Origin of the sequence: Paenibacillus sp. S25 (assembly GCF_019454085.1) — a bacterium.
GTDB classification, from domain to species: Bacteria; Bacillota; Bacilli; order Paenibacillales; family Paenibacillaceae; genus Paenibacillus; species Paenibacillus polymyxa_B.
Genome location: NZ_CP073683.1, coordinates 992,651 through 1,019,276, shown reverse-complemented (window position 1 = coordinate 1,019,276; position 26,626 = coordinate 992,651). Strand labels below are relative to the sequence as shown.

Below are 26,626 nucleotides of genomic sequence, written 5' to 3'. Positions count from 1 at the left end.
CTGGACTCTTAAAAAGTCAAATAATCATTTTCGAGGGGACAGGAGTCCCCTTGATGCTGCAAAACATACCGTTTATGGTGTATGAATGCCGACATATTGATAGCTCCCTTTCGGAAACGCATTCCACTCATCTGGCTGATTATAGGCAGACGACCCGTAGGATATTCCTGGCTTGCGGACGAACGTTCCTCCTTGCGGTGCAAACTGCTCATGCGAATTTGGATTTCCTAATACATCCACCACTTGTCCTTGGTATTTTAAAACGTATGCAACGGTATTAAATTCGTTCGGGTTGTAGAAATCACCCTCATCATTGTAGTACCAAGCATTCGTAATATCCATGAAATCATAAAAGATAGTGTCGATGATTATATATGGCATGGCAGGATAAACCGGATTAATCGGTAAAGTGGTAACTTTCATTTGGTTTGTTTTCTTCATCCATTGATGAAACTCCAGTGAATAACCGTCTGCCCGATGGGAAGGGTCTCCATTCCCGTTATAATGCAATTGCAAAACAATTCTTCCATCCCCGCCATCCACATATTGCGAGAAATATACAGCAGGCGCTTGCTGTGGTTCCTGTTGAACCTGAAATACAGCAGCCCTTCCATCTGCTCCTACTACCCATACCAGTAAAGGTTCGGGGGAAAGAGGGATAGAGGTGCCCATGAGTTCTACAGGACCGAGGAATGTCGATGATGGTGTTCCTCTATATACCAGGAATTTAGATTGTCCTGGGAAATAACTGGACAGATCCACGGTTCTGTGCGGCAAGCCATATTTAACCCCAATCGGAGTGATACCGCCGGAAACCAGCTCCGCGTTGCGTGTATTCAACGTGTATTGAACTGATCCACCCCGATTATCCGCAGCCGTAATAATAATTTCAGCAAGGCCGCTGCCTGTACCCGAAGCCAGTGATAAAATGCTGCCATTAAGCGATGCACTCACCAACGTCGGATCACTGGAGCTGACTGTAAATCGCAGCTCATCCCCATCCTCGTCGTAGAACAGTTGTTGCAGATCATAATCCCTTTGCTGTGTAACTCCGGGAGTCAATACCTGCTCGTTTATAGCCGCTATGACTTGAGGAGCTTGATTAAGCTGAGGCATGCTGACGGTAACCGGGAACGTCGCTCCCTCTGCACGTCCGTACTGATCATACACACTGAGTGTTACACTTGTGGTCCCTACACTCACTGGGTTTAGCTGTAGTTTCTGACCATTCATATGGGCCGTAGCAATTCCTGGATCATACGTGTCTGCTGTCACTGACAGGGATGCTATATCCCAGTTCAACAGGAACGGCGAGAGATCCAGTTCTGATGCAGCATCTCCCAATTGAAGCAACTGCTCAGGAATTGCTGTAATAACTGCATTTTCCAATAGATGAACCTGTAGGTCTGTGCTAATCTCTCCGCCTCTATCGTCTTTAGCCGTGATGGTAATCACGGTATTGCCGCTAGTCAGCCCATGAATGACAAGCTGTTCATTTTGAACTGTAGCATCTGCCACGGCTGGATCAGACGAACTGATTTCATAACGAATCGGATCATGATCCGGGTCGGCAAAGATAGTGGACAGATCCACGGTTCCGTCAGCCTTGCCTAAAATCAGATGTACCGCGTCTGGTACACGGGTTACCACCGGGCTACTGTTCGGTATAGGCAAAACCGTTACAATCAAGGTAACTGTATCTGTTCCACCCTTGCTGTCGTCTGCCGTCAGGGTAATACTTACACTCCCCGCTTGCAGCGACTGCAAAGATAGGTGATCTCTCATTATGGTAGTCTGCACGATAGAAGCATCCGAACTGGTCGCTGTGAACACCAGCGGGTCACCATCTACATCCGTAAATATCGTTGAAAGATCCAGCGTTGTATTAGGCTGGCCTAAAGTAACGGTTAATGGCTGAGGAGCTTGTCCATGCGGAGCATGGTTAGGAGCGCCCTGAACCGTTAGCTTGAATTCAATCTGCTTTTGGCCTGTACTGCCATCTTCTCCTTGCTGTCCGTCATTGGCAGTGACATGAACGATCGTACTGCCCGCGCGAAACGGACTCAAACGCAATTCATCTCCTGTAAGCACCACCGACGCTACAGCAGGATTATCAAGAGTAACTTGATACGTTAAGCTAGCATTTTCCGGGTCCTGAACATAGTCGTTCAAATGCAGTACCAAGTCGGACTGTCCCACAGTAAGCGCCTGATCTGGTATACCTGCAGATACTGGCTGACCGTTCACGATAATTTTGAAGGTCGACGACACTCTTTTTCCCCGTCCATCATTAGCCGATACACTGATGGATGCTTTTCCGACACTGACTGGCGTAAGCTTTAATGTATTGCCAGATACAGACGCCCGTACGATGCCAGATTGAAGAGAAGCTGCCGAGAAGGTCAAGATATCCCCATCAGGATCAGTAAAGAATTGGCGCAAATCGTACAATTGGTCACCAGCGCCTTCTGTAATTACACGCTCTACAGAAGCATTCACGACTTCCGGTGAACGGTTAGCGCTGCTGGATGAACTAGATGAGCTTCCAGAAGATGAGGACGTACCTGTTACACTTGCCACAGCTAGACCCGTAACAGCGTTGGAAGCTACTCCGGTACCCAGTGTGACCGCAGATACCTGTACATTTCCACTCACATTTACCCTAGCTGCCGGGTTGCTGACTTGAATATTTTCAATACTACCTGTAGTTTTCAATTCCAAGGCACCCGTCCCTGTGACGGTCAGCTGCTGGATCGTGCTATTACCTGTCATCTCGACGGATTGGCTGCCAGTTACCTGAACGGTCTGAACCGTTCCCTGAAGATTGACTTTGTCCGCCCCTTCATTAACATTCAACTGCGGCAAGGAAGCATCCGCACTAACCTCAATGCTTGCGCTGGATTGCACGTTCATGACTGTCGCGCTTGTGGTACCACTGAATACAACGTGAACTTCCGGCTTTGTGACATCCATTTGTGTCAACGTTGAGCTATCAAATACAACTGTATTATTATCTCCGCCGTTAATATGGGTCTGTCCCTGCACCTGCACATCCTGTGCATAAAAATCCTGCTGTACTCGGGCATCCACCATTAACTGCTGTCCCACTTTCAAATGCAGTATGGATGTAAAATCACCAGCGATCACCAAATCTCCGTTCAACGTGGAGCCGTGTCCGTTCAGCACAACGTTGCCACTGAACTCCGCTTCACCGTCACGAGCTGAACTCCCGCTGCTGCGAAGCTCCAGCCAAGTGACCTTGTCCACCGTCCGGCCTGTGGCATGGAAACGAATGCCTGCGTTGCGCAGCGCGGTCTGATTATCCGCGTGAAAAATGCCGCGCAGCGGCTCTGCCACGTCATAAGCGATGCCATTGATCCGTATCTGCTTGCCGTCCATTTCCTGGAGCTGCGAAGCACGCTCCTGTGGAAACAGTGCAGATACGAGCAGGCTGGCCGCATCTACGCGGCTTACCGAGTCTTTGGCGTGTAGATTTCCGCCAAATTCACTCATCAGCCCGTCATTCAGCGCCGCCCGAATCATCGGGGTCGCCCACGGGCTGGCGTCCTTCCACGCCGTCGGCACCGTCTGCGCCGACGACGAGTCGGTTGTGCTGGCGGGCGTGCCCGCAGCCGTACCCGTCCCAGCGGACCTGACCAACAGCGCGACCAGTTCTTGAGCGCTGATCAGGTCATTCGGACGGAAGTGTCCGTTGGCATCGCCCTGCATCAGCCCGGCCTTACGGGCTGCCTCTATAGCCGGGCGCCCCCAACTATCGGCGGGCACGTCCGTGAAGGAGGCAGCGCCGTCCAAGTTGCCCGTCGGAAGCTGCAACGCTTTGACCAGCAGCACAGCTAGCTCCTGACGTGTGAGCTTCTGCTCAGGTCTGAGCGTTCCGGCGGGATCGCCTTGGATAATCCCGAGTTCACGAGCTTTTTGTAGTTGTTCCAATTGCTGTGCTGAAAGCTTCTGTACATCCGTCCAGGCGGCAGTATTGTTCCCTGTGGACCCCTTGGATACGGAAGCCGTATCTATCACGGTAGCTTGCTCTGCTCCGGCAGGAAACGAGGGGGTCAGCAGCAGCAAAGCAGCTGCCAGCTGAGCGGTTAACTTCTTATTTTTCATAGTGCAATTCTCTCCCCACCGATAAATGTAATCATGTATTCAAAATCTTAGGATACGTATGTTTTACGGCCGAGGACGACCGATAAAGTCTCCTAAATTAACAGGGTAGTTCGTCCCTTCCACATTCCATTCACTAGCTTGATATGGTTCTGTATTACCAATGATCGTACCGCTATTCCGTCCCAAAGCCTGCCCTTGACCAATAACTGCGATATCAATGAGCACGTTGTTGTAGTACAGCTTAAGCGTTACAGGTTCGGAATTGTTACTTTGTAACTGCAGGAAGGTATAATACCAATCCTCCGATACGAACGAACTCAAATCATTCGCAATAACAAATGTTTGCCCAGGCATAATCACATCCCCGTCATTGGCATTTATGATAATCGGGTCTGGTTGGTCGGATCGCTCAATCCATATTCTATTTTTCTCCAACGGTCTGTTGGTAGGGTTATACAATTCAATCGCCTGGTCCAGATAATCCGGTTCGCCTTGCCACACGACTTCGGAAATGAACAAGTCTCTTTTCTCAACAATCACTGGAATTGTAAAAGATGTCGTTTCACCACGATTATCATTTGCCGTAATCGTAAGGAACGTCATACCATTACGCAAAGGTTGTATGAAAAGTGCATTCCCTTCTACCTGCCCCCCTGCCACCGATGGATCAGAAGACACCACAGTATAGGTCAGCGTGTCTCCGTCCTCATCAGAGAACATATCATTCAGCTGCAATGTTTGCTGACCATCTCCCGGGTCCAAATATTGAGGTTCAGGCACACGGGTCACTACCGGACGATGATTTACGGGTTGAGGAGCTTCAACTTGCAGCATAAATGAAGTGAAAGAAACACCCCCACGGCCATCATTCGCCGTAATTCCAATCATCGTAATACCGGCATTATGCAGTGTTACAAATGAATCTTCTCCATTCTCCACCACACTGCCTACTAGGGGGTTGGAGGAAGTTATGGTATACGTCAAGGTGTCGCCATCCTGATCCATAAATAACGAGCCCGGATACAGCATTAGCTTGTCCTGTAACACATTAGCAACTACGATAGGTAAATGAGGCAAAGCCACAGGTATGTGATTCTCAGGCTGCGGATCAGGCAAAGGCGCATTCACCAAAGCAGCAAACTGAAGCGAGGCTGTACCTCCCTTGCCGTCATGAGCTGTTATCGTCATTAGACTAATGCCGACTTGAAGCGGCGTAAGCATAAGCTGATCGCCTGTAACTTCTCCTGTGGCCACTTCTGGCGAAGCCGATTCCACCGTGTAGGTCAGTGCATCGCCATCCTCATCGTTAAACAAGTCAGACAGGCTAATCTGCTTGCCACCTTCATTTAAGAGCAAAGGAATGTCATTTAGGCTGTTGCTCGCGACAGGACTGTGATTAATGTCCTCCTCATAAGTAGAGCTGGTCACTGTATAGCTGAAAAACACGCTCGCTTTACCGCCTTTTCCATCCTCTGCCGTAACAAATACCTGTGTGCTTCCTACTGATTTAGGTTTTAGTGTAAGCTGTTGATTTGCCACTTCTGCTTCTGCTACGTATACATCCGAAGTGACCGCATGATACGATAGCTCATCCTGATCGGCATCGTAAAACACATTTTTCAAATCCACTAGCGTATCTCCAGAACCCAAAATGGCATATTGATCGGCAGGAACGATAGCTGAGACAGGTACATGATTAGGTGTTGGCGCTGGATTCGTTGTAGAACTGCCACTGCCGCCGCCGGATGAACTTTTTTTAGTACTTGTTGAGGATGTATCCGAAGATGCACCCAACGTGGTATCACGTATAATTTGAGTCTCTGTTCCCCGCTCCGCAAGACGGGTCTGTACAGTCTGTATCCCATTGGCGAGACGTACCTGTGTATCGGCAAAATTCAGTTTAAGCTGCTGCCATACACCACTTCCCTGAATCTGAATAGGCTCATGCGTATCCACGATCATTTCGTTTACATCTGCATGAATCTCTACATTTTTGGCGCCCTGCATCAGGGTTACCTGAGGTAACGTATCACCTTGAATACGCACATAATCCGCTGCAATAGCTAACTTGCCTTTAAATTCTGTCCCTTTGCTATACAAAGTCACCGGTTGTTGGGCTGTACCACTTTGCACAATTTGAAGTGCTGACAGATCAGCTACGTTTCGGTTCGATGCCTGATAGGTCAGGGTAGCCCCTTGAAGCGCCGGCACATTGTCTGCTCCGAACAGTTGCTTCAATTGCTGGCCGATTAAATAGGGCTTTCCATCCATATAGGCGATATCCCCGTCGATACGAGAAAGGATGCCCGTCCGTTCACCCGATTGGAATACATTCACCAAAAAGGCTGCGATATCCTGACGTTTTACCTGTACTTTAGAGTCAAACCGATTATCCGGCGTATCCATTAATCCCAGCTTGAGAGCTGCTTCTACGTTGCTTTTGGCCCATGCGCTCACCTGATCCCCATCAGAAATGTCCTGAACATCTCCGCCTTGAACATGGGTTCCTCCAATCGCTCTCACCAGAATTGCTGCCAATTCCTCACGACTCACTGCAGCATCCGGGCGGAAGGCACCTGATTCATCTCCGGTCATTAGACCTGCCGCACGTACAGCTTCTATATAAGAAGCTGCCCAACTCCCTTGCGTATCCTTAAAAGTTACTGCTTTCTCCGTTGCGTCAAGCTTAAGTGCATTAGCCAGCAAAGCTGCCATTTCCTTGCGCGTTAACGGCTGATCTGGACGGAAGGAACCATCTGGATAACCCGTGATTAGTCCTTGCTTCACAGCCTCCTGTACCGCCTGTAATGCCTGGGATGACATAGTGGACTGATCTGTAAAAGATACTGTACTGGCTTTAGTCACAATCGCTGACGTCTCCCCTTTCGTTTCCGCATGAACAAGCTGGGGACCCCATGCCATACCTGCCAGCAACGTCACCATCAGCACTTTTTGCCATTCTTTATTCGTTTCTTGAATCATCAGACTCTCCCCCGTGAACGGTTCATTCTTGTTATTAGTGAAAAGATCTTATCATCCGCCTCTGAACCAATTCTGAACAATATTAAAATTTTATCTTTTTCGCAGTCTGGACTTAGTAGCAAATGAAAAAAGAGCGCTCAGCCAGACGGGCTAAGCGCTCTAAAACTTCTATAAATGTTGATGTACATGCCTTGTCAGGAAACCGTAGGATTCCATTGAAAGGTAGCTGCGGACTTGGATGGAAGGGTAGATTTGAAAACCTTATTTCCCTGTCGAACCTTAAATGTGTTTGTGTTCTCTCCTGTATTGGCGGCAATCAGGACAAGCGTACCGTCGGGGTTACGATAAGCGACCGTTTCAATACTTCCACTATAATGTGTAGAATCAATACGTACCGCACCTGGACGGACAAATTTGCTGGCGTGCCCAATCGCATAGTACTCCACATTTTTCGTAACTGCACCGCTTAACGGGTCGATGGTCACTACACCTCTACAGTTGGTACAGCCCCCATTGGTCGGACCCCCGGACGGGTCAAGTGCGATATTCCAAAAGAGGACATTTTGCGACCAGTTTCGGGGTGCACCAATGATCAGCTTGGACATGTCCCAGCTCAAATCATCTCCAAAGCCCGGACTCCACGCTCCTCCACTACATTCTGTCATATATACAGGCTTATCAGGGAAAGCATTATGCACATCTGTCATTGCTGTAGGCTCTCCTTTGTAGCAATGAAAGGCCGTTCCGTGCGTATAGCTTCGAGCCTGTTCATCCCCTAACACGGTCTTGGCATATTCTCTCCCTGTATCCCAGTTATGGTCAAAGGCAATAATGTGAGTAGATAAATGGTTTCGATTTAGGGTCGGGCCCAGATATTGTTTAATAAAATTCGCCTGTTCTGCTGCTCCCATGCTCATACTGGGATACTTGGACGTCGTGAATTCTGGCTCATTTTGAATGGAAATTGCCTGAATCGGAATTCCCTCGTTCGCATAAGCCTGTAGATAACGAACAAAATAGTCAGCATACGCCTGGTAGATACGCGGATCGGTATAGTCCAAATACCAGCCATTATAAATCTGTTCCCCATATTTCATCCAGGGCGGAGCTGTCCATGGGGTTCCCATAATCTTTAAATCCTGGTTTCTTCTCAGGATTTGCTTCAACACATCGATCACATCCCGATCCTTGGCGATGGAGAAATGATTCAGCTCATAGTCCTTGCCTGTTGCCACATCGTCATAGGTATAGCTACCAGGCTGTCCCTGTTCATCTACGGAATAATCTGAGGCCCCAATGGTATGGCGAATATAACTTAGTTGAATGCCACTAGCTGTAAACAAATCATTTAGCAGCTGATCACGCTGATTGGCAGACATGCCATAATTCATCAGGTATGCGGACGAACCGGACACCGCTGCGCCAAACCCCTCCATCGTCTGATAATGAATATCTGGCTTAATCTCAATCGTCAGTGTATCCGCATTCGCAACATTTTCTTTACTGTTATCCTTATCCCAACGGATCGGGGTTTGTTGGGTTAGGCGATTCGCCGGATCGGGTGTTGTTAGCCACATGTTGACGTTATTTTCTGCTTTCGGCCCCGGAACATTCCGTATAGCCATACTGACCAGGACCACACAGATCAAAATAGCTACTGCAGCTATAAGCAGCCAGATGTCAGTACGTCGTTGCTTTTGGAGTTTCCTCATCTAATATCCTCCTCTCCCTATCATTACCCTATCCCCATCCTCCCTACTATTTTAGCTTTCACTTGGGTTTCCCTTTGCATACATATGGCAAAAAGAGAGCCGGTGCTTGTGCCCGCGCTCTCTTGAATATAACCATTTTAAAACAAATGTAACGGGATTACTTTTTTGCCTTTTCTGTAGAGGTTGCCGGAATCGTAACACTTCCTGTCAGTCGTAAATCCTGAGAGGAACTGCCCACATAAATGGGCACTTCACCTGCTGGCATAACCCATGCTTTGGACTTTTCATCCCAATATGAGAAAGCTTTCGGGTCGAGCTCAATGCGAACCTTCTTCTCTTGACCTGGCTTTAACTCTACCTTAGACCAGCCTGCCAGTTGACGGGATGGAGTCTCTACGTTTGTCGGAAGCTTACCGCTGTACACCTGTACAACCTCAGCTCCAGCTGTTTTACCCGTGTTCTTCAATTTTAGCGAAACTTCGACGGAACTCGTACGATCGGATTTTTTTCCACTCGCATGCTGTTTTGTTTTCAGATCGCTATATCCGAATGTCGTATAGGATAAACCGTGTCCAAAGGAGAACGCCGGTTGAATACCCGATTTCTCATACCCACGATAGCCTACAAAAATACCATCTGAATAGTCACCTATACCGTTCACACCCGGAAACTTCTCTGGTGAGGACACGGGTGTAGACTGCTCGTTAACCGGGAAGGTTACCGGCAACTTACCCGAAGGATTCACATCCCCGAATAAGACGCGTGCTATCGCATTCCCTTGCTCTTGTCCAGCAAACCATGCTTGTACGATGGAAGGGACTTTGTCCTGCCAGGTATCCATTTGCACGGCTCTGCCGCTCATTTGTACGACAATAGTTTTCGGATTTGCAGCCGCAACCGCACGGATTAGCCGATCCTGATTGTTCGGCAGTTCCATATCGGAACGCTCAACATATCCTTCGCTCTCATACGTACGCGTAACAACAATCGCAACATCCGATTTTTTCGCCAATTTCACAGCGTTGTCAATCAGTTTATCTGACGTATCTGCTGGAGGTTCCCAGCCCAGACGAACCATACCACCGGAATCACGACCATTTGTCGGATAATCAGCGCGGTATTCAATACGTATCTTGTGCTTTTCACCCGCTTTAAGGGAGATGTTCTTCTTCGTAGTGCCCAGCTTTTCACCTTGATTGTCCACGAAAAGCTTATCGTCAAGATAAAGCTTGCTTGATCCCAAACTGGTTAATGACAATGCATAGTCACCATCCTTGGGAGCTGCAATTGCCCCTGTCCAGCGTGCAGATATCAAGCCGTTCAGTGTCGTTGGTGTATTGGGAACTTTAGGGGACTTCGCATTGAAGCCCTGATAATTATAAAATCCAAGGTTCATATTGACTTGGTCATCATTGCGTACAAGAATCGGATTGCCTTCCATCTTGTTATTCTTCCAGTATTCGCCTCGAAGCCCCTGTTCGCCATCTCCATAAGTCGCATACCCAACACTGATATCCTCTTTCTGATCAGATGTAGTCAACAGTGAAGACGGAACAGCCGATGGGCCTGGCATAATGTCTCCTGCAGAGATCGGATCTGTACCCGGTGCATATTGGACGGTAACTCCTTTGCCGACACGATTGCGGATGCCCTCTAACGGACTCACGGTATACGTGGGGTTCACCAACGAACTGCCTCCGCCTGCCACAGTGCCGTTATCTGCATCGGGGCCAATCACAGCAATGGACTTGAGTTTATCTTTAGACAACGGTAATGCATTGTTTTTATTTTGAAGCAGTACCATACTTTCCTCAGCCAATTGACGGGCTGTCTTGCCATGGTCACGGGCATCAATTTGATTATTTTGAGCCGGGTGGTCAAATAAACCTTTGCTGAACATTTGCACCAGAATGCGCCCAGCCTTATCATCAATCGTTTTTTCACTTACCTTGCCATTCTTAACAGCCTCCAGCAACTGATCTCCCCATTTACCATAAGGGGTCCCCGGTGTTTCCAGGTCCAATCCGCTATTTGCCGATTCGACTGTACTCAGGTTCGCACCGTAATCACTCATCACGAAGCCCTTGAATTGCAGTTCCTTCTTCAAGAGGTCCGTCAAAAGAGTTTTGTTCTCACAAGCAGACTCGCCATTGACCTTGTTAAAGGAGCACATGGCCCCTCCCAAATCTGCCTTGGCGATGGCTTCTTGGAACGGGCGTATGTAAATCTCATGCAACGCACGGTCACTGACTTTGACATTGGTCGTGAAGCGCTCTGTTTCCTGATTATTCATAAGGTAATGTTTCGCTGTCGCCAAAACAGGGTGGCTTTGTATACCTTTGACATAAGCGGTCGCCATTTGCGATTGCAGTAACGGGTCCTCACCCATAGATTCAAAGTTTCGCGATCCCCATGGAATACGGGCAATATCCATCCCCGGTCCAAGCGCAACATTATGAGTTGTATTAAAAGCCTCGTCTCCAATCAAATCACCATACTGTTTGGCAGCTTGGGTATCCCACGTTGCAGCCAACGCAATTGGAGCAGGCAACGCAGTAGATTGCTTGTCCTGCACATCTGGATTAGCGATGCGCACACCCGCAGGTCCATCTGCCATCGTCAGCGCCGGAATGCCCAATCGCTCCATCGAATTATTATAGAATCCATAGTAATTGTTGACCTTGCCAGTCACCAAATCTATTTTTTCTTCCAGCGTCATTTCTTTCAGTAGCAACGCTGTCCGTTTCTCAGCCGACAGGGCCGTGTTCATCCAAGGCCGATCTGTCTGGCTTCCTGCCGCTCCTGCAATATTCATAGGTCCGATCACAACAGCCGCGATAACTGTCATCATCACCATACGGAACAACCATGTTGATTTCACTTTCACGTTTGTAATTCCTCCTTGATGTTAGGTCATGAGGTGAATGCCTATTCAACTCTCACAGGCTTGCAAAGGCTCTCGATCCTGCGAGCTCCGACAAGAATCCAGAGCCACGGGATAAGCAAGCAAGTCAGCAAAAACCGCAATGGCTCAAGTGACACGTTTACCACCCTACCGTACATTTTCGAAAATTTCATTGAAAGTTTTTGGAAGTACAGCACTAGGACCTTCACTCTTTTTCATAAAAAGAGAGCGCTCACAATTCAGTTAACTGATAATAAGATTACACTTTTGTAACTTTTTTATGACAGGTTTTTAACTAATTTTAATCACAAAAAATGATTCATATGTCCCACTCTTGACTTACTCATATGGCGTTTCCTAGCGTGTGACCAAAGTCGCTATTTGGGAATTGAAAATACTTATGTATGAGAATTTTTCAAAATTCTGGTATAAAAAATAAACGCTCATAAACAAAAAAAATCCAGAGAACCTGAAAGGTCCCTGGAATTAATGTAATTATTCAAACGGATACCGAAGCCCCCACTGTGAACGAATCTGATCCATCAGTTTCATAATTCCTAATGATTCATCCAAAGAAATAGTAGAACTTTCGAGCAAACCTTCGTTCAAGCAACGCCCGACTTCTTCTGCTTCAAAGGCATAGCCTGTAGAAGATCGGTCATCCTGAAAGTTTTGTGCCTCTTCACCGTCCACAACTAAAGTAGCCGATGTGCTGTTCAGGAATGACGGAATGTGGATATAGCCCTTTGTTCCATGGATGTATGCCTCATTCGTCAATCCGAGACGGACTGCCCCGTTAAGCATAGCCGTGCGTCCTTTTCCATAATCCAGCAAGATCGAAAATGTCTCGTCAACGCCTGTCTCCCCGATATGAGCTGTGCTCCATACATGCTCAGGTTCAGGACCGAAGACCATTGAAGCAAAAGAAACCGGATAAATTCCTGCATCTAATAGAGCACCTCCGCCAAGCTCAGGGTTCAAAAGCCGCCCCTCCGGGTTCCAATCTATTCGAAAACCAAATTCCGCCTTAACCAGCTTTACCTCGCCAATGTGTCCCGCATGTATCCACTCCCGCACTTGGCGAATCGGAGGCAAAAAACGTGTCCACATTGCTTCCATCAGGAATAGCTTACGCTCACGTGCAAAGCCGATCATTTCCTCCAATTCTTTGCTATTGACGGTGAAGGGTTTCTCACACAAGACTGCTTTGCCCGCCCGAAGAGCCGTCAGAACATTTTCTTTATGAAAAGGATGAGGAGTCCCTACGTAAATAGCATCTACCTCGGGATCTTGTGCTAATTCCTCATAGCTCCCGTAAGCCCTTGATATTTGATGCTTAGCTGCAAATTCGGTAGCGCTTTCAATAGTGCGTGATCCAACAGCATACCCTTCTCCATTCGTAACATGCGCCAAATCCGCCACAAATTGATCTGAGATCCAGCCTGTGCCGACAATTCCCCATTTAATCTTTTTGCTCATACTTGTGTCCCTCCCAGCAATTTGGTTAACGTTGACTTACAACATGCCCTTTTATTCTAGCAAACGCCTGTCCTAAACAAAAGAAACATTTGCTAGACGACAGTTTCTTTTGCGACCCAGCAGCATCTTCATTTATACCCATTATTGAATGACGAATCTGTAAAACTTTTTATCCACTTTCATGACTGGAAAACCAATCGGCAATTCTCCTGGAGCTATACTAACAAAGTCATTCTTCTCATAGAAACGATGAGCTGCTACGAATTGTGGTGTTGTTCCAAGATAGATTTCTTCAATAGACCTTTCCCTGGCCCATCCTATGGCATGATGCAATAATTGATTCGAAACATTGAATGTTTTACCTCTATAGTTTTGTTTTACAAACATCTTTCTGAGTGCTGTCTTACGGTTCTCAATATCTAACAAAGCTATAGTCCCTACTACGGTTCCTTCACTAAGAGCCACCCAGAAGTTGCCGTTACCACGCTGATAAAAGTTTTTAATATCAAGCAAATCTGGCTGATCTTCTTTGGTTATGGCGATATTATATTCATTTTTTTGAATATGTAAAATTAAATCGACAACTTGTGATTGATACTCGCTCGAGTACTCTTTTAGAAAGATACTATTAATCATCGTTGTGTTCTCCTATTATCGTCAATTGTTATACTGTTAGATTCTCATCAAACCACAGAACCTAAAATATTACCCATATCTCCTTATTGGCGCTTGATAGACGCTCAATATTAAATAACTCAACCTCCGCAACTAAACTAAGTTTCCACCTACACAGTAGAGGATTTGAAACCATTGTCTAGGTGCGAACGTTGAGTTAATTATGAATCTCTATATATCAGAATTCTATTCTACGCTTGAAGCTGTGTAAGAATTTGCGGGTCCTTGATCTTCTGATCCTCAGCCAACAAGACAATTTTAGATAGAATCTCCGCTGTTCTTGGGTCTTCGTCCAGAAACGGCAGGAAGATGCGTCCACGATGCTGCGAATGCACCGGAATAATATGCAGTGCTCCCTTCGCTTGCTTATAGACACCCCCGCTTCCCAGATGCACAGCATATTCGCCAAGAGTCCCATCTACACGTGCATAATTCCCATCCAAGCGTACATTGCTAATTTTCAGCAAGCGAAGTGATTCCTGCACAATCACCCTACGCATTTCAATGGTCGTCAGACTGGCCTCTGGATCAACGCCGCCTACATGGGCAACACTGACGACCAGATCCACGTCCCGCATAACTTCGGAGAACAAAACAGGAGGAACTTCGTCCAACGGTACGCTCTTATACGTTGTCCGATCAAAGAACTGTACTGTCTCCAGCGTAGGAGCCTCGGTATCCGCTGGTGAGAACCAGTCTGCCATGGCATACAGGTTCGCAATCAGATTCTCGGCATAGTACACCTTCTGGAGTCCGTCCTCATAGCTGACTGTCCATTGGCGACCTTTCAATAGGGATACCGTTTTATTCGGCTGTACCTGGTGTCCCGCATATCGACGGGAAACGGTCACGTTTGCACGTTCATCAGCATTCAGTAGGTACAGCTCACGGAACACCTGCTTAAATGGCTGGCGTATCTGGCGGTCGAATAAGTCCTTTTGGAAGTCGCTCCAACGACCACTTTCGAACAAATGAAGGGGGTGAGCGATAATCAGCTTGTCCTCTTCTCCTATAGTATGCTGTTCAGCAAAAGGAGCCGTCAATACCAACGTTTCCTCATTAAAATATCCGAGGTGATCATCAGCCTTGAAAACCAGTGTTCGCACCAACGGAGCAAGCACAGGATTACCCAGCAGTCCTCTCAATTCCTTCACCATAAAGGTCGTACCAGACTCCATAGAGCGTTCCAATTCTTTACGAGCTCTGCGGTACTGATCCACTAGATCTCCTTTAAGCTCCTTCAGCGACGTAACATACTCATCCTTCTTGAAACGAGCCGGAATGGATTTCAGCGTCTTGCCTTTGCTGACAATTTCAATATCTGCCGCTCCTTCAGCATCAATGACGAGCTGTACCGTTGTAGCCTCGTCCAAAGCATGTGGCTCAAAATAAGATCGGAGATCATCCAGCTTACGAGCTTCCATGTCCCATACGAGACGGGTTACATCATCATAACCTGCGTTACGTGCCAAATTCCCGAGTGCAATCCGTGAAACGAGTGCCTCACTGGCCTTACGCTGTGCCCCGAATTTTTTGCTTTGTTCCAGAAACCTCTGAATAAAATCATAACGTTCGCGTACATCTGGTTCAGGCGGCTGAGCAAGTGGAATCAGACTGTAGGTCAGCAAATGGTCTTTGTTTCGCTTGTCCTCCACTGACTTTTCCATTTCACTCCGTTTGAGTTTCCCCAGCGTCGCATCCGCAAATAACTGGGACCGACGATGATTGGCTCCAGCTGAAATATACTTGGCACAATCGTACAGCAGATCAAATCGTTCCTCGCCCAACTTCTCATAGGCCTCATGAAACCAGTGAATATCGAAGGCACCATCATTAAAATCTTGCGGAGCAATCGGCGAGTAATGAGCTACAATCGTTTCCTTCTCGGCCGAAAAACCTTCATTGATATGTGCATGGAAATACCATGCCGCACTGCGAAGCCCTTCCCAACCGAGATAGTCTGCTACAATCTCAATCCACTGTGGAGCATACATAGCAGCCTCCAGCAGACGTTTATCCGTAATTTTAGTGTTTTTCAGCTTTTCCTTGAGCAACGTGGCATTCTCGCCATCACTCGGATAACATGCTTTGAGCAAGTGGCTGAACGATTCTTTTTTGGTAATACGATCACCGTAGCCGTACACATAACCACGCACAAACGTTTCCTTGTCGAGACCCTCCAGAATACGGATGAAATAATCCATACCTTCAATCCGGCTCAATCCCATAACCTTTGGCGTAGCCTCGGTAGGCAAATCGCCTCGAACCAATTCAACCTCTAACAGTCGATCAATAACCGTACGACGTATTTCCAGAAATTCATGTTTGCTAGAAATCCATGTATTGCGGGCATTGGTTAAGGAACTCATATGTCTTCTGCTTTCACTACCAGCCAACAGCTCCCGATACACTTCACCTACACCGATCAACCCTTTTTCATATGCTTTGAAATAATCCTCCAGATCCAGTGGGGAATAAAAACGATTTTCTGCTCCTGGCAGTTCTGCGTAGTTCACAAAGCTATGGAAAAAGCGCTTAAAGGACTCACCATCATGGACCTGCCCCTTCTCCAGTGCTACCCACGGGCCGGACAATAGATGGAGCATTCCCATATCCTCTACAGGTCTGTCCTTAGGCACGCCCTGCATTAGTGAATTTAAAGCAAGGTCAATTACGTCAAATGTTTGGTCACCGGATGTGTCCATAAAATAAGCATTAATTAATGTGCTTACCTGATCGGAATAGGTCAGCTCTGCCATCCACTTCTGAACCTCGTTAATCCGATCCAAAGGATACATTTGCTCAGCGAAGTCTTTACGCCATCCTTCCAGCAGCTTGTGCTTGCTTTGTTCTGAATAGTTCATGTTAAAAGAAAAGTATCGATAGTAGCGATCCAGCGTTCGGTCCATAGGCTCCAATCGGTCATAAAAAACAAGCTCCAGCAGTTCACGCGCTTCCATGCCGCTTTCCTGCAAATAACGGTCCCACTCCTCATATAGAGGATATAAAGACAGTCTGGAATCTACTTCTTCATCGACCTGAACCAGCCGTAGAGGACGAAGGTTCGTCCCAATAAGCAATGTATCTTTGTAGCCCGAATAATACTCCGCAGTATATTCCACATCACGATGATGATGAACAAGCTCATCCAGTCCACTCAGAAACTGCTTGAGCTTCTCCAATGGACTAACAAAAACATCGGACAATCGAAAATCACCCAGATCAACTTTCTCTTCCAACCAAGCTTCCTTGACATTCGGATCGTACAGGCCAAAACCGTTAGCCCCTGTATGAGCATCCTCCTGTCCCAGCTTGGACAGCAGTTGCTCCTCTTTGGCTGTAGGTTGCTGAATGATATCCGCCAAAGCCCGCAGGCTTTCATACTGTTCGGCACGATCCGGGTCTGCATATATCTTCGTCAATACTTCCAGTCCACCCAATCGTTGCAGCTCCGCCTTAGCACGAAGCAAGCGTTCCAATGAGCCAGCCAGCGGCCCTTCCGATTGTGAGAGCAACACACCAATGACACTTTGTCGCAACGATCCCGTCTTGAGCTTTAATAAGGCTTCCATTTGTTGCATTTCTGGTTCCGACAGCGTCAGCTTACGCGCCTTGGTCACAGCGAACTCACGGATACTCATACTTTTGTCAGACAAACTGGAAAAAATAAAATCACGCTGTACCGTATCCTCAGGGTTTTGCACAAAATGGTTCAACAGTTCGCCACGCAGATTAGGGCTAATCTGTTCCTTTAAGGCTATGATTTCCCCAATCCAAGAAGCGTCCATATCATAACCAGCGAGATACAGCATTTTTTGAACAGGTGCATCTGAGCGGTGATACAGATTTACAAAATCCAGCACCTTGGAGGGCTCGGTGGACTCACCCTTTTTCATATGTACAAACAGGTTATGAAGTCGTTCAAAATCCTTACGCCGCTCCTCTTTGCTCTCCAGCAAAGGAGTGCGCACCACTTTAACAATCCGATCCGCGACCGTCCCGCCTTCTATCCATTCATAAAAATAATTGCTTGTATAGTTCGTCAGTATCCAATATTGAAGCTCCGGGTCCGTTTCATCCAGATATTCTCTCGCAATTCCGAGGCGCACATCCTTGTTGTCACTGTTAGACAGTACATACAGTGCTACAATCTTCTGGTAAGGTGCTCCCTGCTCCAGGAGTTTCCGAACATGTCCATACAGATCACATTCCTCATGTACTGCGGTAGCCCACAGACTCATATATACTTCATTAGCATTTGAGCTGGTCAGCCATTCCTGGCGCAGTTCACTTCGAGTCAATGCTTCATATGCCTGCTCGATCAGTTGGCGAACGACCCGCTGATTGGCGGATTCCAAACCCATTCCCGTCCATACTGCAAGCGCCCGCACTACCGAGCTGTAACGAATGAAGCCTTGGTCGATGATCACCTTTAACAGATATATTAGAGCCTCCGGTGTTCCTTCATCCATTTGTTCCACGATACTTTGGCGCAATCCCTCCTGGAGCTTGGCGGCTGCCAAGAGCTCACCGATCATGCGATAATTCTCCTCCTGATGACTCAGGAGCATGCCTTTAATCATATTGCGCGTCAGTAACGCCGCCTGATTATCTCCATAAATAATAGCTTTTAACGCCTCAAGCACCTGTAAATTACCGTTATCCAGCTCATAAGCAATCCAGTCACCAATCGTTTCCTGAATCCGGTAATCCCTGCCTGGTTCATAATCCTTTTTTGTTAAATAATCCATTACGGAGAACCCGATACAGTTCATTCGGATCAACTGCACCATTCTTTTATAAATCCGGGAAGTATGGGCCGTAATATCCGAAGTCCGAAACGGTTTTCGCGCATACCCTGTGCTGTATGGATATTCAGTCACATGCTCTGTTAAATGGGCGAATACGTCGCCCGCTGCTTGTCCAATTAGAGCACGTAATACCTCTGTCAGTGGCTTAAACAGCGGTTCTCCGCTTTCCGTCGCCCGTTCTTTTAATATTCGCTGACATTCGTTAAATGGCTCCTCGTTCTCCTGTATGTAATGAAGCTTACCCAGTTCCACAACATACTGAGCCAACTCCTGTTGTTGTCCATCCAGTTGCGCCGCGCGCTCCTTCAGTGTGGTGAAATATTCTTGCTCATTGTTCTCTTGATGCATATTTCGTTTCCCCCTCTACCATAGGCCTCCAGCCAGCATTGTGAAGCGTATAAATACAATCTCATGCCCATCCTTCAGTGACAAAGGAGCATCCAGCTCAATAGTTTCCTCGTCACATACAAAAACCCTGTATAAACCATCTTCAAAAGCCTGCATCGCCGTGTTCACGGCATCCTTAATATCCGGGACACCCTCATTATATATGGAACCGAATCCTACTTTGCCTATCTCGCCTTGTGCCTGAACTTCCTCTCCCGTGAGGAACGGAATCAGCGCGACACTCTCCTGCTTTTCCCGTAGCTTTTGAACATTCAGAGCAACCGTTGCAGTGATCAAATCTCGCAATGTTTCTGGAGCAGGACTCAGCTCTAATTCCTGTCGTGCGAGTGCGGGCTTGCGCTTTCCCAGACTTTTTACAGTTACAAACAGCTTCATGTCGTTCCCCTTCCTTTTTATTCACGCTTTTGGCCCGTTGTCAGCTGAATTTTTTGACCCATATAAAAACACCGTTAACGAAATCGAAAACGAATGTTTGTTCGTATATTTATTTTAATATGTTCCTTATCATTACTCCATCGCCCTTTATGACCAAAATTCGTAGCGGTGTAACACCCTAAAACCTTAAAAAATAAGACTTTATACCCTGTTTTCGATGAAATTTATCCATATTAAGGATGGAAAAGAAAAAGACCTGCACAAGGGAGACCATCTGCTCTTCGCAGACTTTCTTCCATATATACAGGTCATATTTCATCATAAAACGATGTTTCAACATACTTATTTCAGGATTTTGCAAAATTCGATTCCAGTCGCTCCAAAGTGCAAGATATAGACGAACTAAACCATTTCGATCTATATCTTATTCATTGGAAGTCGCTTATTGGATTTTTGCAAAATCCTCATTTATTTAAAATGCTGGAACAACGCTATCCTTGTAATTGTCCTCAAAAAATTTACGTACTTCCGGTCCGGTCATTCGCTTTGCCAGCTTTTGAATGGCATCGGAATCTGCATTATCCTTACGCGCTACCAGATTAATGGCAAAGTGCGTATCGTCTTTTTCGGTAATCAGCGCGTCCTTCTTCGGTGTCAGACCGAGCGGCTTGGCATATGCGGGATACATGGCAGCCATGTCCACATCATCCAGTGAGCGCGCCAGCATCAACAAATCCACCTCTTTAAACACAAACTTTTTCTTATTTTCAATAATATCAGCCTGTGTAGCATTATAGCCTACGCCTTCTTTAAGCTTGATCAAACCGTTTTGCTCCATCATTACTAAAGAACGTCCAGTATTGGCCGGGTCATTGGCAATGGCAATAGTCGCACCTTCGGGCAGGTCTTTAACGTTCTTGTATTTTTTGGAGTACGCGCCATAAATGGCGTTGTAAATTGGTTTTATCGCTACCAAATCAGACTTGTTGCTTTCATTATATTGTTGCATAAAAGGAGCATGCTGAAAGAAGTTAGCATCCACTTCATGGCTTGCCAATGCGTTATTCGGTTGGATATTGTCTGAAAGCACGACGATTTCCAGATTGACTCCGTCCTGTTTAAGCAGCGGCTTCACGATATCCAGCACATCTGTCATCGGTGGGATTAGCGTTGCTACTTTCAAGGTCACTTCTTTTTGGGAAGTTGCTTCTTTAGACTGTGTTTCTTGAGCAGCCTGCTTTTGACCACCGCATCCGGCAACCAGTAGCATAACGACAGCAAATAGTGTAAGTAATTTCAAGTTCGTTTTCATGTTGTTTTTCCGACTCATTAGATGAGGAACCTCCAAGTAAATTGTGATTGGGAAGATAAAAAATGAGTTACAGTGGGAGCCGCAGCCGCTTCGCGAATGATTTGATCTTACGATCGCTGTTGAAACGGGATTCTCTCTGATTTGTAACACAATTTATAGGTTAGAATCCCATTTCAAAGGCGAACGCTAACGCTTCTCCAGATTCAAATCCTTCGCTCCGCTTTTGAGGTACTGTAAAGTCATTTTCATTTCCCATAGTGAGTTGTGCAAGTATAGTGAAAGTTACAATTCCACCTTACCGCTTGTCGATCCGGCGGGATATGGTGCTTCCGGTGAACTGGATCGTTTGTACGAAAATAATCATGACGACGATGGTGAACGCCATCAAGCCTGTTTCAAAGCGCTGGTAACCGTAACGGATGGCAAAATCGCCTACCCCGCCGCCGCCCACAATGCCCATCACCGTGGAGTAGGAGATGAAGCTAATGGTGGACGTGGTCAAACCCAGTACAAGCCCAGAACAAGCTTCCACGTACAGAAATTTAAAAATAAGCTGGAGGGTGGATGCCCCCATAGAAGTAGCGGCTTCAATTACACCCTTGGGCACCTCAAGCAAGGATTGCTCCACCAGCCTCGAATAATAGGCGATGGCCACCACTGACAAGGGAACCGTAGCAGCCATCGTGCCCAGCGCCGTCCCTACGACCAGACGTGTAAATGGAATCATAAACACGACAAGCAACAAAAACGGGAACGAGCGGATGACATTGACCACACTGTTCAAAATGGTGAACAGCAGTCGATTTTCATATTTTTGCCCTTTGCCGCACAAATACAAAATCGTTCCTGCCGGAAGCCCTAACAGTACAGCTGCTGCGATAGAAATCCCCACCATGATAAACGTCTCTCCGATGGCTTTCCATATCTCAGACTGATATTGCGCAATGATGCTCAGCATTTCATTCATCAGCTTCACCTGCTCCCGCTGTTGAACCTACCGCAGCGTCAGCTACACGTTGCGTTGAAAGCAGCTGCCCATCCCGCATTTCTGATACACGGGTACAAATATTGCGTACCACGTCCATATCGTGCGTTACGATTACAATGGTAACTCCCAGTTCCCGGTTGATCTCCCGTAACACGCCCAGAATATCCGCGGTCGTCTGCGGATCAAGCGCCGAGGTCGGCTCATCACACAGCAGCACCGCAGGTCGATTCGCCAGCGCTCTGGCTATCGCCACACGTTGCTTTTGGCCTCCGCTCAGTTGTGCCGGATACTGTTCTGCTTTATCAGCTAAACCGACGAATTGCAGGCATTCGCGCACACGTTCCGCTCTCTCTTTTTTCGCGACACCTGCCAGCTCCAACGGCATTGCCACATTTCCACTGACCGTCCGATTGTGAACAAGATGATAATGCTGAAAAATCATCCCTATGGATCGCCGCGCTTCACGGAGACGTTTTTCCGGCATGCGAGTCAGATCTACCCCGTTCACAACCACGTTTCCCTCATCCGGCCTTTCCAATACATTCATCAACCGGAGCAACGTAGACTTACCGGCACCGCTGGCACCTATGATACCGTGAATTCCCCCCTCCTCCACTTGAAGGGACACGGATTGAACCGCATGAAATTGGCCGCTTGAGGTGGTATAATACTTGCTTACCTGATGCAGCGTAATCATGAAACCTGGCCTCCTGATGATCCATTTCTCAGGGAAAATGTAATAAGCCCGCCAGCCCAGGCGGGTCTGTACGAGCCGTCAATTCCCATTGCATTAATATACCACAGAGCAGAAAACGGGCAAAGCCTTTTGACAACAATTAACGTACATCCCACACCCCCACATAAGGAAAGCAGATACCGAGTCCCCAAGCCAGCGTAAGCATGATGACAAAATAGAATATGAACACAATATCTACAGCCGAATAGCCAATCGCATAATAATACGTGCGTTTGGTTTCATTGGTAAAACCCTTGGCTTCCATGGCAATAGCAATTCGCTGTGCACGCCGGATACTTTGAGCGAGCAGCGGAATTGCATACCTGCGAAGCGTGGCATACATGTTCCATTTGGACACATGCTGATGTAAACCTCGAATGCGATGGGCTTGTCTCAATGCCTGGAATTCCTCCACCATCATGGGCATCAACCGCATGGCTGCCAAAAAGCTATACGCATACTTCGGAGAGAGCCTCCATTGCTGCATCAGTGAATAAAAAAGGTCCACCGGACAAGTCGTTAAACCAAACAGCAACCCTACCGCAGCCATACTCAGCGCACGAAAGCCCAGATGCATGCCTCGGTAAAAGCTTTCCTGCGTTATATGGATCAAGCCCCATGTCCACCAGGTCGTCACCCCTTTGCCGAACATCATCATGCCCGTTGAGGTTGAAATAAACACCAATATAAAGGGAGATCCATACAGCAGCAGCCGCTTCCATGGATGGCCTGACCAGACAAGCAGCAGCAGCATAGCACACGCAACATTAAACATGACATTCGGATCATGAATGACTATAACGACCACAAACAGTATGGAAAACATAACGAGCTTTAGGCCCGGATTCACACGATGCAGCCATGTTTTATGATGGGGAAAGGACAGACTCATACCGTAGTTCCCCTTTCTGAATCCGCCATATATCGGTACAATATCGACGGACAATTTCCGGGTCATGCGTGACCATCACAATGGCCGTGCCTGCCGCTCTCAGCTGCTCCAACATATCCAGCATGACAAAGGTATTACGCGCATCCTGCCCAAAAGTCGGTTCATCCAGCAGCAGCACTTCCTGCTCACGGATCATAGCCGTAGCAATACTCAACCGCCTTTTTTGGCCCAACGAAAGCTGATACGGATGACGTTCGTCCAGCCGCTCCAGTCCGAACTGTACGAGCATCCGATCGACCTGTTCCCGGCACTGTTCAACGGTAAACAAGCTCTTGGGTAACGAATACTCTAGTTCCTTTCGTACGGTGTGTGCTACGAATTGCAGCTCGGGATTTTGAAACGCGAACCCGATACGCTCTGCCAGTTGTTCCGTACTGCCTGCCTCAATTCCGCACATGCTATAACGTCCCTGTGTTCGAAGTAAGCGCATCATGGAAAGCAGCAGCGAGCTTTTGCCAGCTCCGTTTTCACCGACCACGCCAATCCAGTCGCCAGGCTTCACCTGCGCATGCTCCACATAAATCACTGAACTTAAACTACGGAGGCCGCTAAAATGTTCCAGCTCCAGCAAATCAATCCCCGCACCGTTCTGTTGCGTCACCGCTTCACTCCAACGTGGCGAAGACGATTCATTCCATACTCCCGGATACCACACACCGTACTCGGACAATGCCTGCCGATGCACATGAAATACTTCTTCCGCCCTTCCATCCGCAATAATCTCCCCTTGAGCAGAAAGCACTACAATCCGGTCCACATCATGGACAATTTCATTAATTTTATGCTCCACGATCACCAGTGTCTGGTCTACCGAAATGTTGCGAATGGTATCCCACACCTGTGTAGTGCCTTCCTCGTCCAACAAAGCCGTGGGCTCATCCAGAAAAAGCACTTCTGGCTCCATAGCCAGCACAGACGCAATCGCCAGCCGCTGCTTCATTCCCTGTGACATGCTGCCAATGGGCATGTGTATATCCTCCGTCGATAGACCAACCTGCATCAGCAGCTCGCGAATACGGGATCGCATCTGCTCACGAGGAACCTGATTATTTTCCAACACAAAAGCCAGTTCCTCATCTGCATATGACATACAGAACTGCGTATCAGGATCTTGAAATACAATACCTGAGACACTTGGGATTACAGCAGCATCGCATTTCATAGGCACTTCTATCGTGCGTGGAATCAGACCGCTTAGCACTTGGAGCAGCGTTGATTTACCGCATCCACTCGGTCCCAGTAGCAGCAGCTTTTCTCCCTTGCGGACAGACAAAGACATATTGTGAAAAAGCAGCTCCTGCTCACCGGGGAATTTCAACCGAAGACGGGTGATCGAAGCCACCACATCTTCGGTTGCCTGGCTCATCAATCCAGCCCCTTATAATCTTGTTCCGTTGCAGGCCTCAAACTTCGCGTAACTCCGGTTACCTCCAATGCCTTAGCCAGATAGAAAGCGAATACCCCGGCAATCACAATGCTGCCAATCATGCGAAAACCAATATACAAAACATAGTTCCAGGTCGAAAGCTGATCAATATACCCGTAGCTGAAGTCTAAAATTAGAGAAGCGACAGCCGCCCCAGCCGCAGCTAGCGAAGCAACCCACAGGTTTGCGTTCCGATACAGAAAAGCCGCAAAAAACAGCTCCGCCCCCAAGCCTTGCAGCAGGCCATAGTACAAAGTGGACATCCCCCATTCGCTTCCCAAAAAAGCACTGACCGTTGCCGCTGCCACCTCTGCCAAAATTGCAACACCTGGCTTGCGAATGATGAGATAAGCAAACGTGCCTGCCATAAACCACATGCCATACATCAGTTGCTCGGCGTGTAGACCAAATGGTTTCATTAAATCATAGGCAGGTCCCCATATTTTGTAGACTAACCCGAACACAACAGCGATCACAATCGTGACCAAAATATCAGTCAGCTTCAACCCTTTGGACGCTCTTACAGCAGTATTCATTATTGCGTGCTCCCCTTTTTCCTTATAATTGGCCTCTTGGCCATAAAAAAAAGCTTGTCTGGAGCTGAATCTCCAGGCAAGCTTTATGCGCAGTAAAAGGTGAAGTACCATACAAAACATCATTCGTCGATATGCCTTATATAACCAGTAGTCTAAGCTTCTACACTGATACCAAGCCAAAGTCAGGATCAAGGTAAAATGCTAGGACATACATTGAATCTATCGACAACCGCAAAACAAGCGGCATTCCTGTATAGTGTTCTTGGTTTCTCTACGCTGGCATTACCCAGATCAGATTTCACGGTCAGTGGCAAGGGCCACCCTCTCAGCCTGACTTTCTCAAGCTCCCGACAATGCTTTTTTAATTCACTATAATATATACCACATCTATGGCTTTGACAATCCTATAATCCGAAGAAACGTTTGGCTGTCTCCGTCGTGGCGATTTCGATCTCCATCATGCTTCGGCCTGTACATTCGGCAACCGCAGCAGCAATGTGAGCGAGATACATCGATTCATTACGCCCTTCTTTGGGCTTCACGGGCAAATTACGCGGGGTCAAAAATGGAGCATCTGTTTCAATCATCAGACGGTCCAAGGGAATATCTCTGACCAGTTCACGCAGATGTTTGCCACGCCGTTCGTCGCAAATCCAGCCGGTGATCCCGATATACAGTCCCATTTCTACATACCTATGCAATTCCTGTTCCGTGCCGGTAAAACAATGCACTACCGCTTTATCGACAAGCCCTTGATACTCCCGAAGCATAGCGACAAAATCCTCATGTGCATCTCGTTCATGCAAAAATAACGGCATATTCAGCTCACCCGCCAGTTGGATTTGCTCGCCAAACCATCGGCGCTGCACATCACGCGGCGAAAAATCACGGTTATAGTCCAATCCGCATTCCCCTATGGATACGACCTGCGGCTGACTCGCCAGCTGGCGGAGCTGCTGAATCGTATCTGCGCTGCAGTCTTTGGCATCATGGGGATGCACGCCAGCTGTCGCATACAGCTTGCCCGGATAACGTGCTGCATACTGAGAAGCCTCCCGACTGCTGCGGACACTGGTCCCGGTAATAATCAGGGGTGAAATTCCTACAGCTGCGGCTCTCTCTACCACCTGTTCCCGATCCGCATGAAACGAACGGTGCATCAAGTTCACGCCAATATCAATTAACGGTGTACCCCTTTCCATCT

15 protein-coding genes and 1 riboswitch are annotated in these 26,626 nt (G+C 47.5%); all 15 genes read right to left on the bottom strand.

Translation table 11 applies throughout. The annotated features are described in order from the left end of the window. Positions 1-72 precede the first annotated feature (72 nt). Complete coding sequence (locus KAI37_RS04550) at positions 73-4,125, bottom strand: S-layer homology domain-containing protein (protein ID WP_220030811.1); 4,053 nt, start codon at positions 4,123-4,125, stop codon at positions 73-75. A gap of 63 nt (positions 4,126-4,188) precedes the next feature. After that, positions 4,189-7,107, bottom strand: coding sequence for an S-layer homology domain-containing protein (locus KAI37_RS04545; protein WP_220030810.1), 2,919 nt, complete (start codon positions 7,105-7,107; stop codon positions 4,189-4,191). Between the two features lie 194 nt (positions 7,108-7,301). After that, entirely contained in the window at positions 7,302-8,819 is a 1,518-nt protein-coding gene (locus KAI37_RS04540) for a glycoside hydrolase family 30 protein (RefSeq protein WP_220030809.1), read from the bottom strand. Between the two features lie 157 nt (positions 8,820-8,976). Beyond that, entirely contained in the window at positions 8,977-11,706 is a 2,730-nt protein-coding gene (locus tag KAI37_RS04535; RefSeq protein WP_220030808.1) for a beta-glucosidase, read from the bottom strand. A 513-nt stretch (positions 11,707-12,219) separates the two neighbouring features. After that, a complete protein-coding gene (locus tag KAI37_RS04530; RefSeq protein ID WP_023987166.1) occupies positions 12,220-13,203 on the bottom strand; it encodes a Gfo/Idh/MocA family protein in 984 nt (327 codons plus the stop codon). A 141-nt stretch (positions 13,204-13,344) separates the two neighbouring features. Next, a complete protein-coding gene (locus KAI37_RS04525) occupies positions 13,345-13,839 on the bottom strand; it encodes a GNAT family N-acetyltransferase (RefSeq protein WP_220030807.1) in 495 nt (164 codons plus the stop codon). A 230-nt stretch (positions 13,840-14,069) separates the two neighbouring features. Beyond that, a complete protein-coding gene (locus KAI37_RS04520; RefSeq protein ID WP_220030806.1) occupies positions 14,070-19,037 on the bottom strand; it encodes a DUF4132 domain-containing protein in 4,968 nt (1,655 codons plus the stop codon). A gap of 15 nt (positions 19,038-19,052) precedes the next feature. Then, a complete protein-coding gene (locus KAI37_RS04515; RefSeq protein WP_071639699.1) occupies positions 19,053-19,472 on the bottom strand; it encodes a hypothetical protein in 420 nt (139 codons plus the stop codon). A gap of 472 nt (positions 19,473-19,944) precedes the next feature. Then, positions 19,945-20,802 (bottom strand): MetQ/NlpA family ABC transporter substrate-binding protein, encoded by an 858-nt coding sequence (locus tag KAI37_RS04510; RefSeq protein ID WP_071639698.1) that lies wholly within the window; start codon positions 20,800-20,802, stop codon positions 19,945-19,947. Positions 20,803-21,079: 277 nt separating this feature from the next. Next, positions 21,080-21,751: a methionine ABC transporter permease gene (locus tag KAI37_RS04505; RefSeq protein ID WP_220030805.1), complete on the bottom strand. Its 672-nt coding sequence runs from the start codon at positions 21,749-21,751 to the stop codon at positions 21,080-21,082. After that, entirely contained in the window at positions 21,744-22,469 is a 726-nt protein-coding gene (locus tag KAI37_RS04500; RefSeq protein WP_076293372.1) for a methionine ABC transporter ATP-binding protein, read from the bottom strand. Before KAI37_RS04500 ends, KAI37_RS04505 begins: the two co-directional genes overlap by 8 nt. 139 nt (positions 22,470-22,608) lie before the next feature. Continuing rightward, positions 22,609-23,400, bottom strand: coding sequence for an energy-coupling factor transporter transmembrane component T family protein (locus KAI37_RS04495; RefSeq protein ID WP_220030804.1), 792 nt, complete (start codon positions 23,398-23,400; stop codon positions 22,609-22,611). Further along, positions 23,375-24,826, bottom strand: a complete 1,452-nt coding sequence (locus tag KAI37_RS04490; RefSeq protein ID WP_076293370.1) for an ABC transporter ATP-binding protein — start codon at positions 24,824-24,826, stop codon at positions 23,375-23,377. Before KAI37_RS04490 ends, KAI37_RS04495 begins: the two co-directional genes overlap by 26 nt. Continuing rightward, on the bottom strand, positions 24,826-25,422 hold the full coding sequence (locus KAI37_RS04485; RefSeq protein ID WP_076293442.1) for an ECF transporter S component: 597 nt from the start codon (positions 25,420-25,422) through the stop codon (positions 24,826-24,828). The genes KAI37_RS04490 and KAI37_RS04485 overlap by 1 nt, the downstream gene beginning before the upstream one ends. Before the next feature lie 250 nt (positions 25,423-25,672). Further along, positions 25,673-25,782: riboswitch (TPP riboswitch) on the bottom strand. 44 nt (positions 25,783-25,826) lie between these two features. Further along, positions 25,827-26,624, bottom strand: coding sequence for a TatD family hydrolase (locus tag KAI37_RS04480; RefSeq protein WP_220030803.1), 798 nt, complete (start codon positions 26,622-26,624; stop codon positions 25,827-25,829). Positions 26,625-26,626 lie beyond the last annotated feature (2 nt).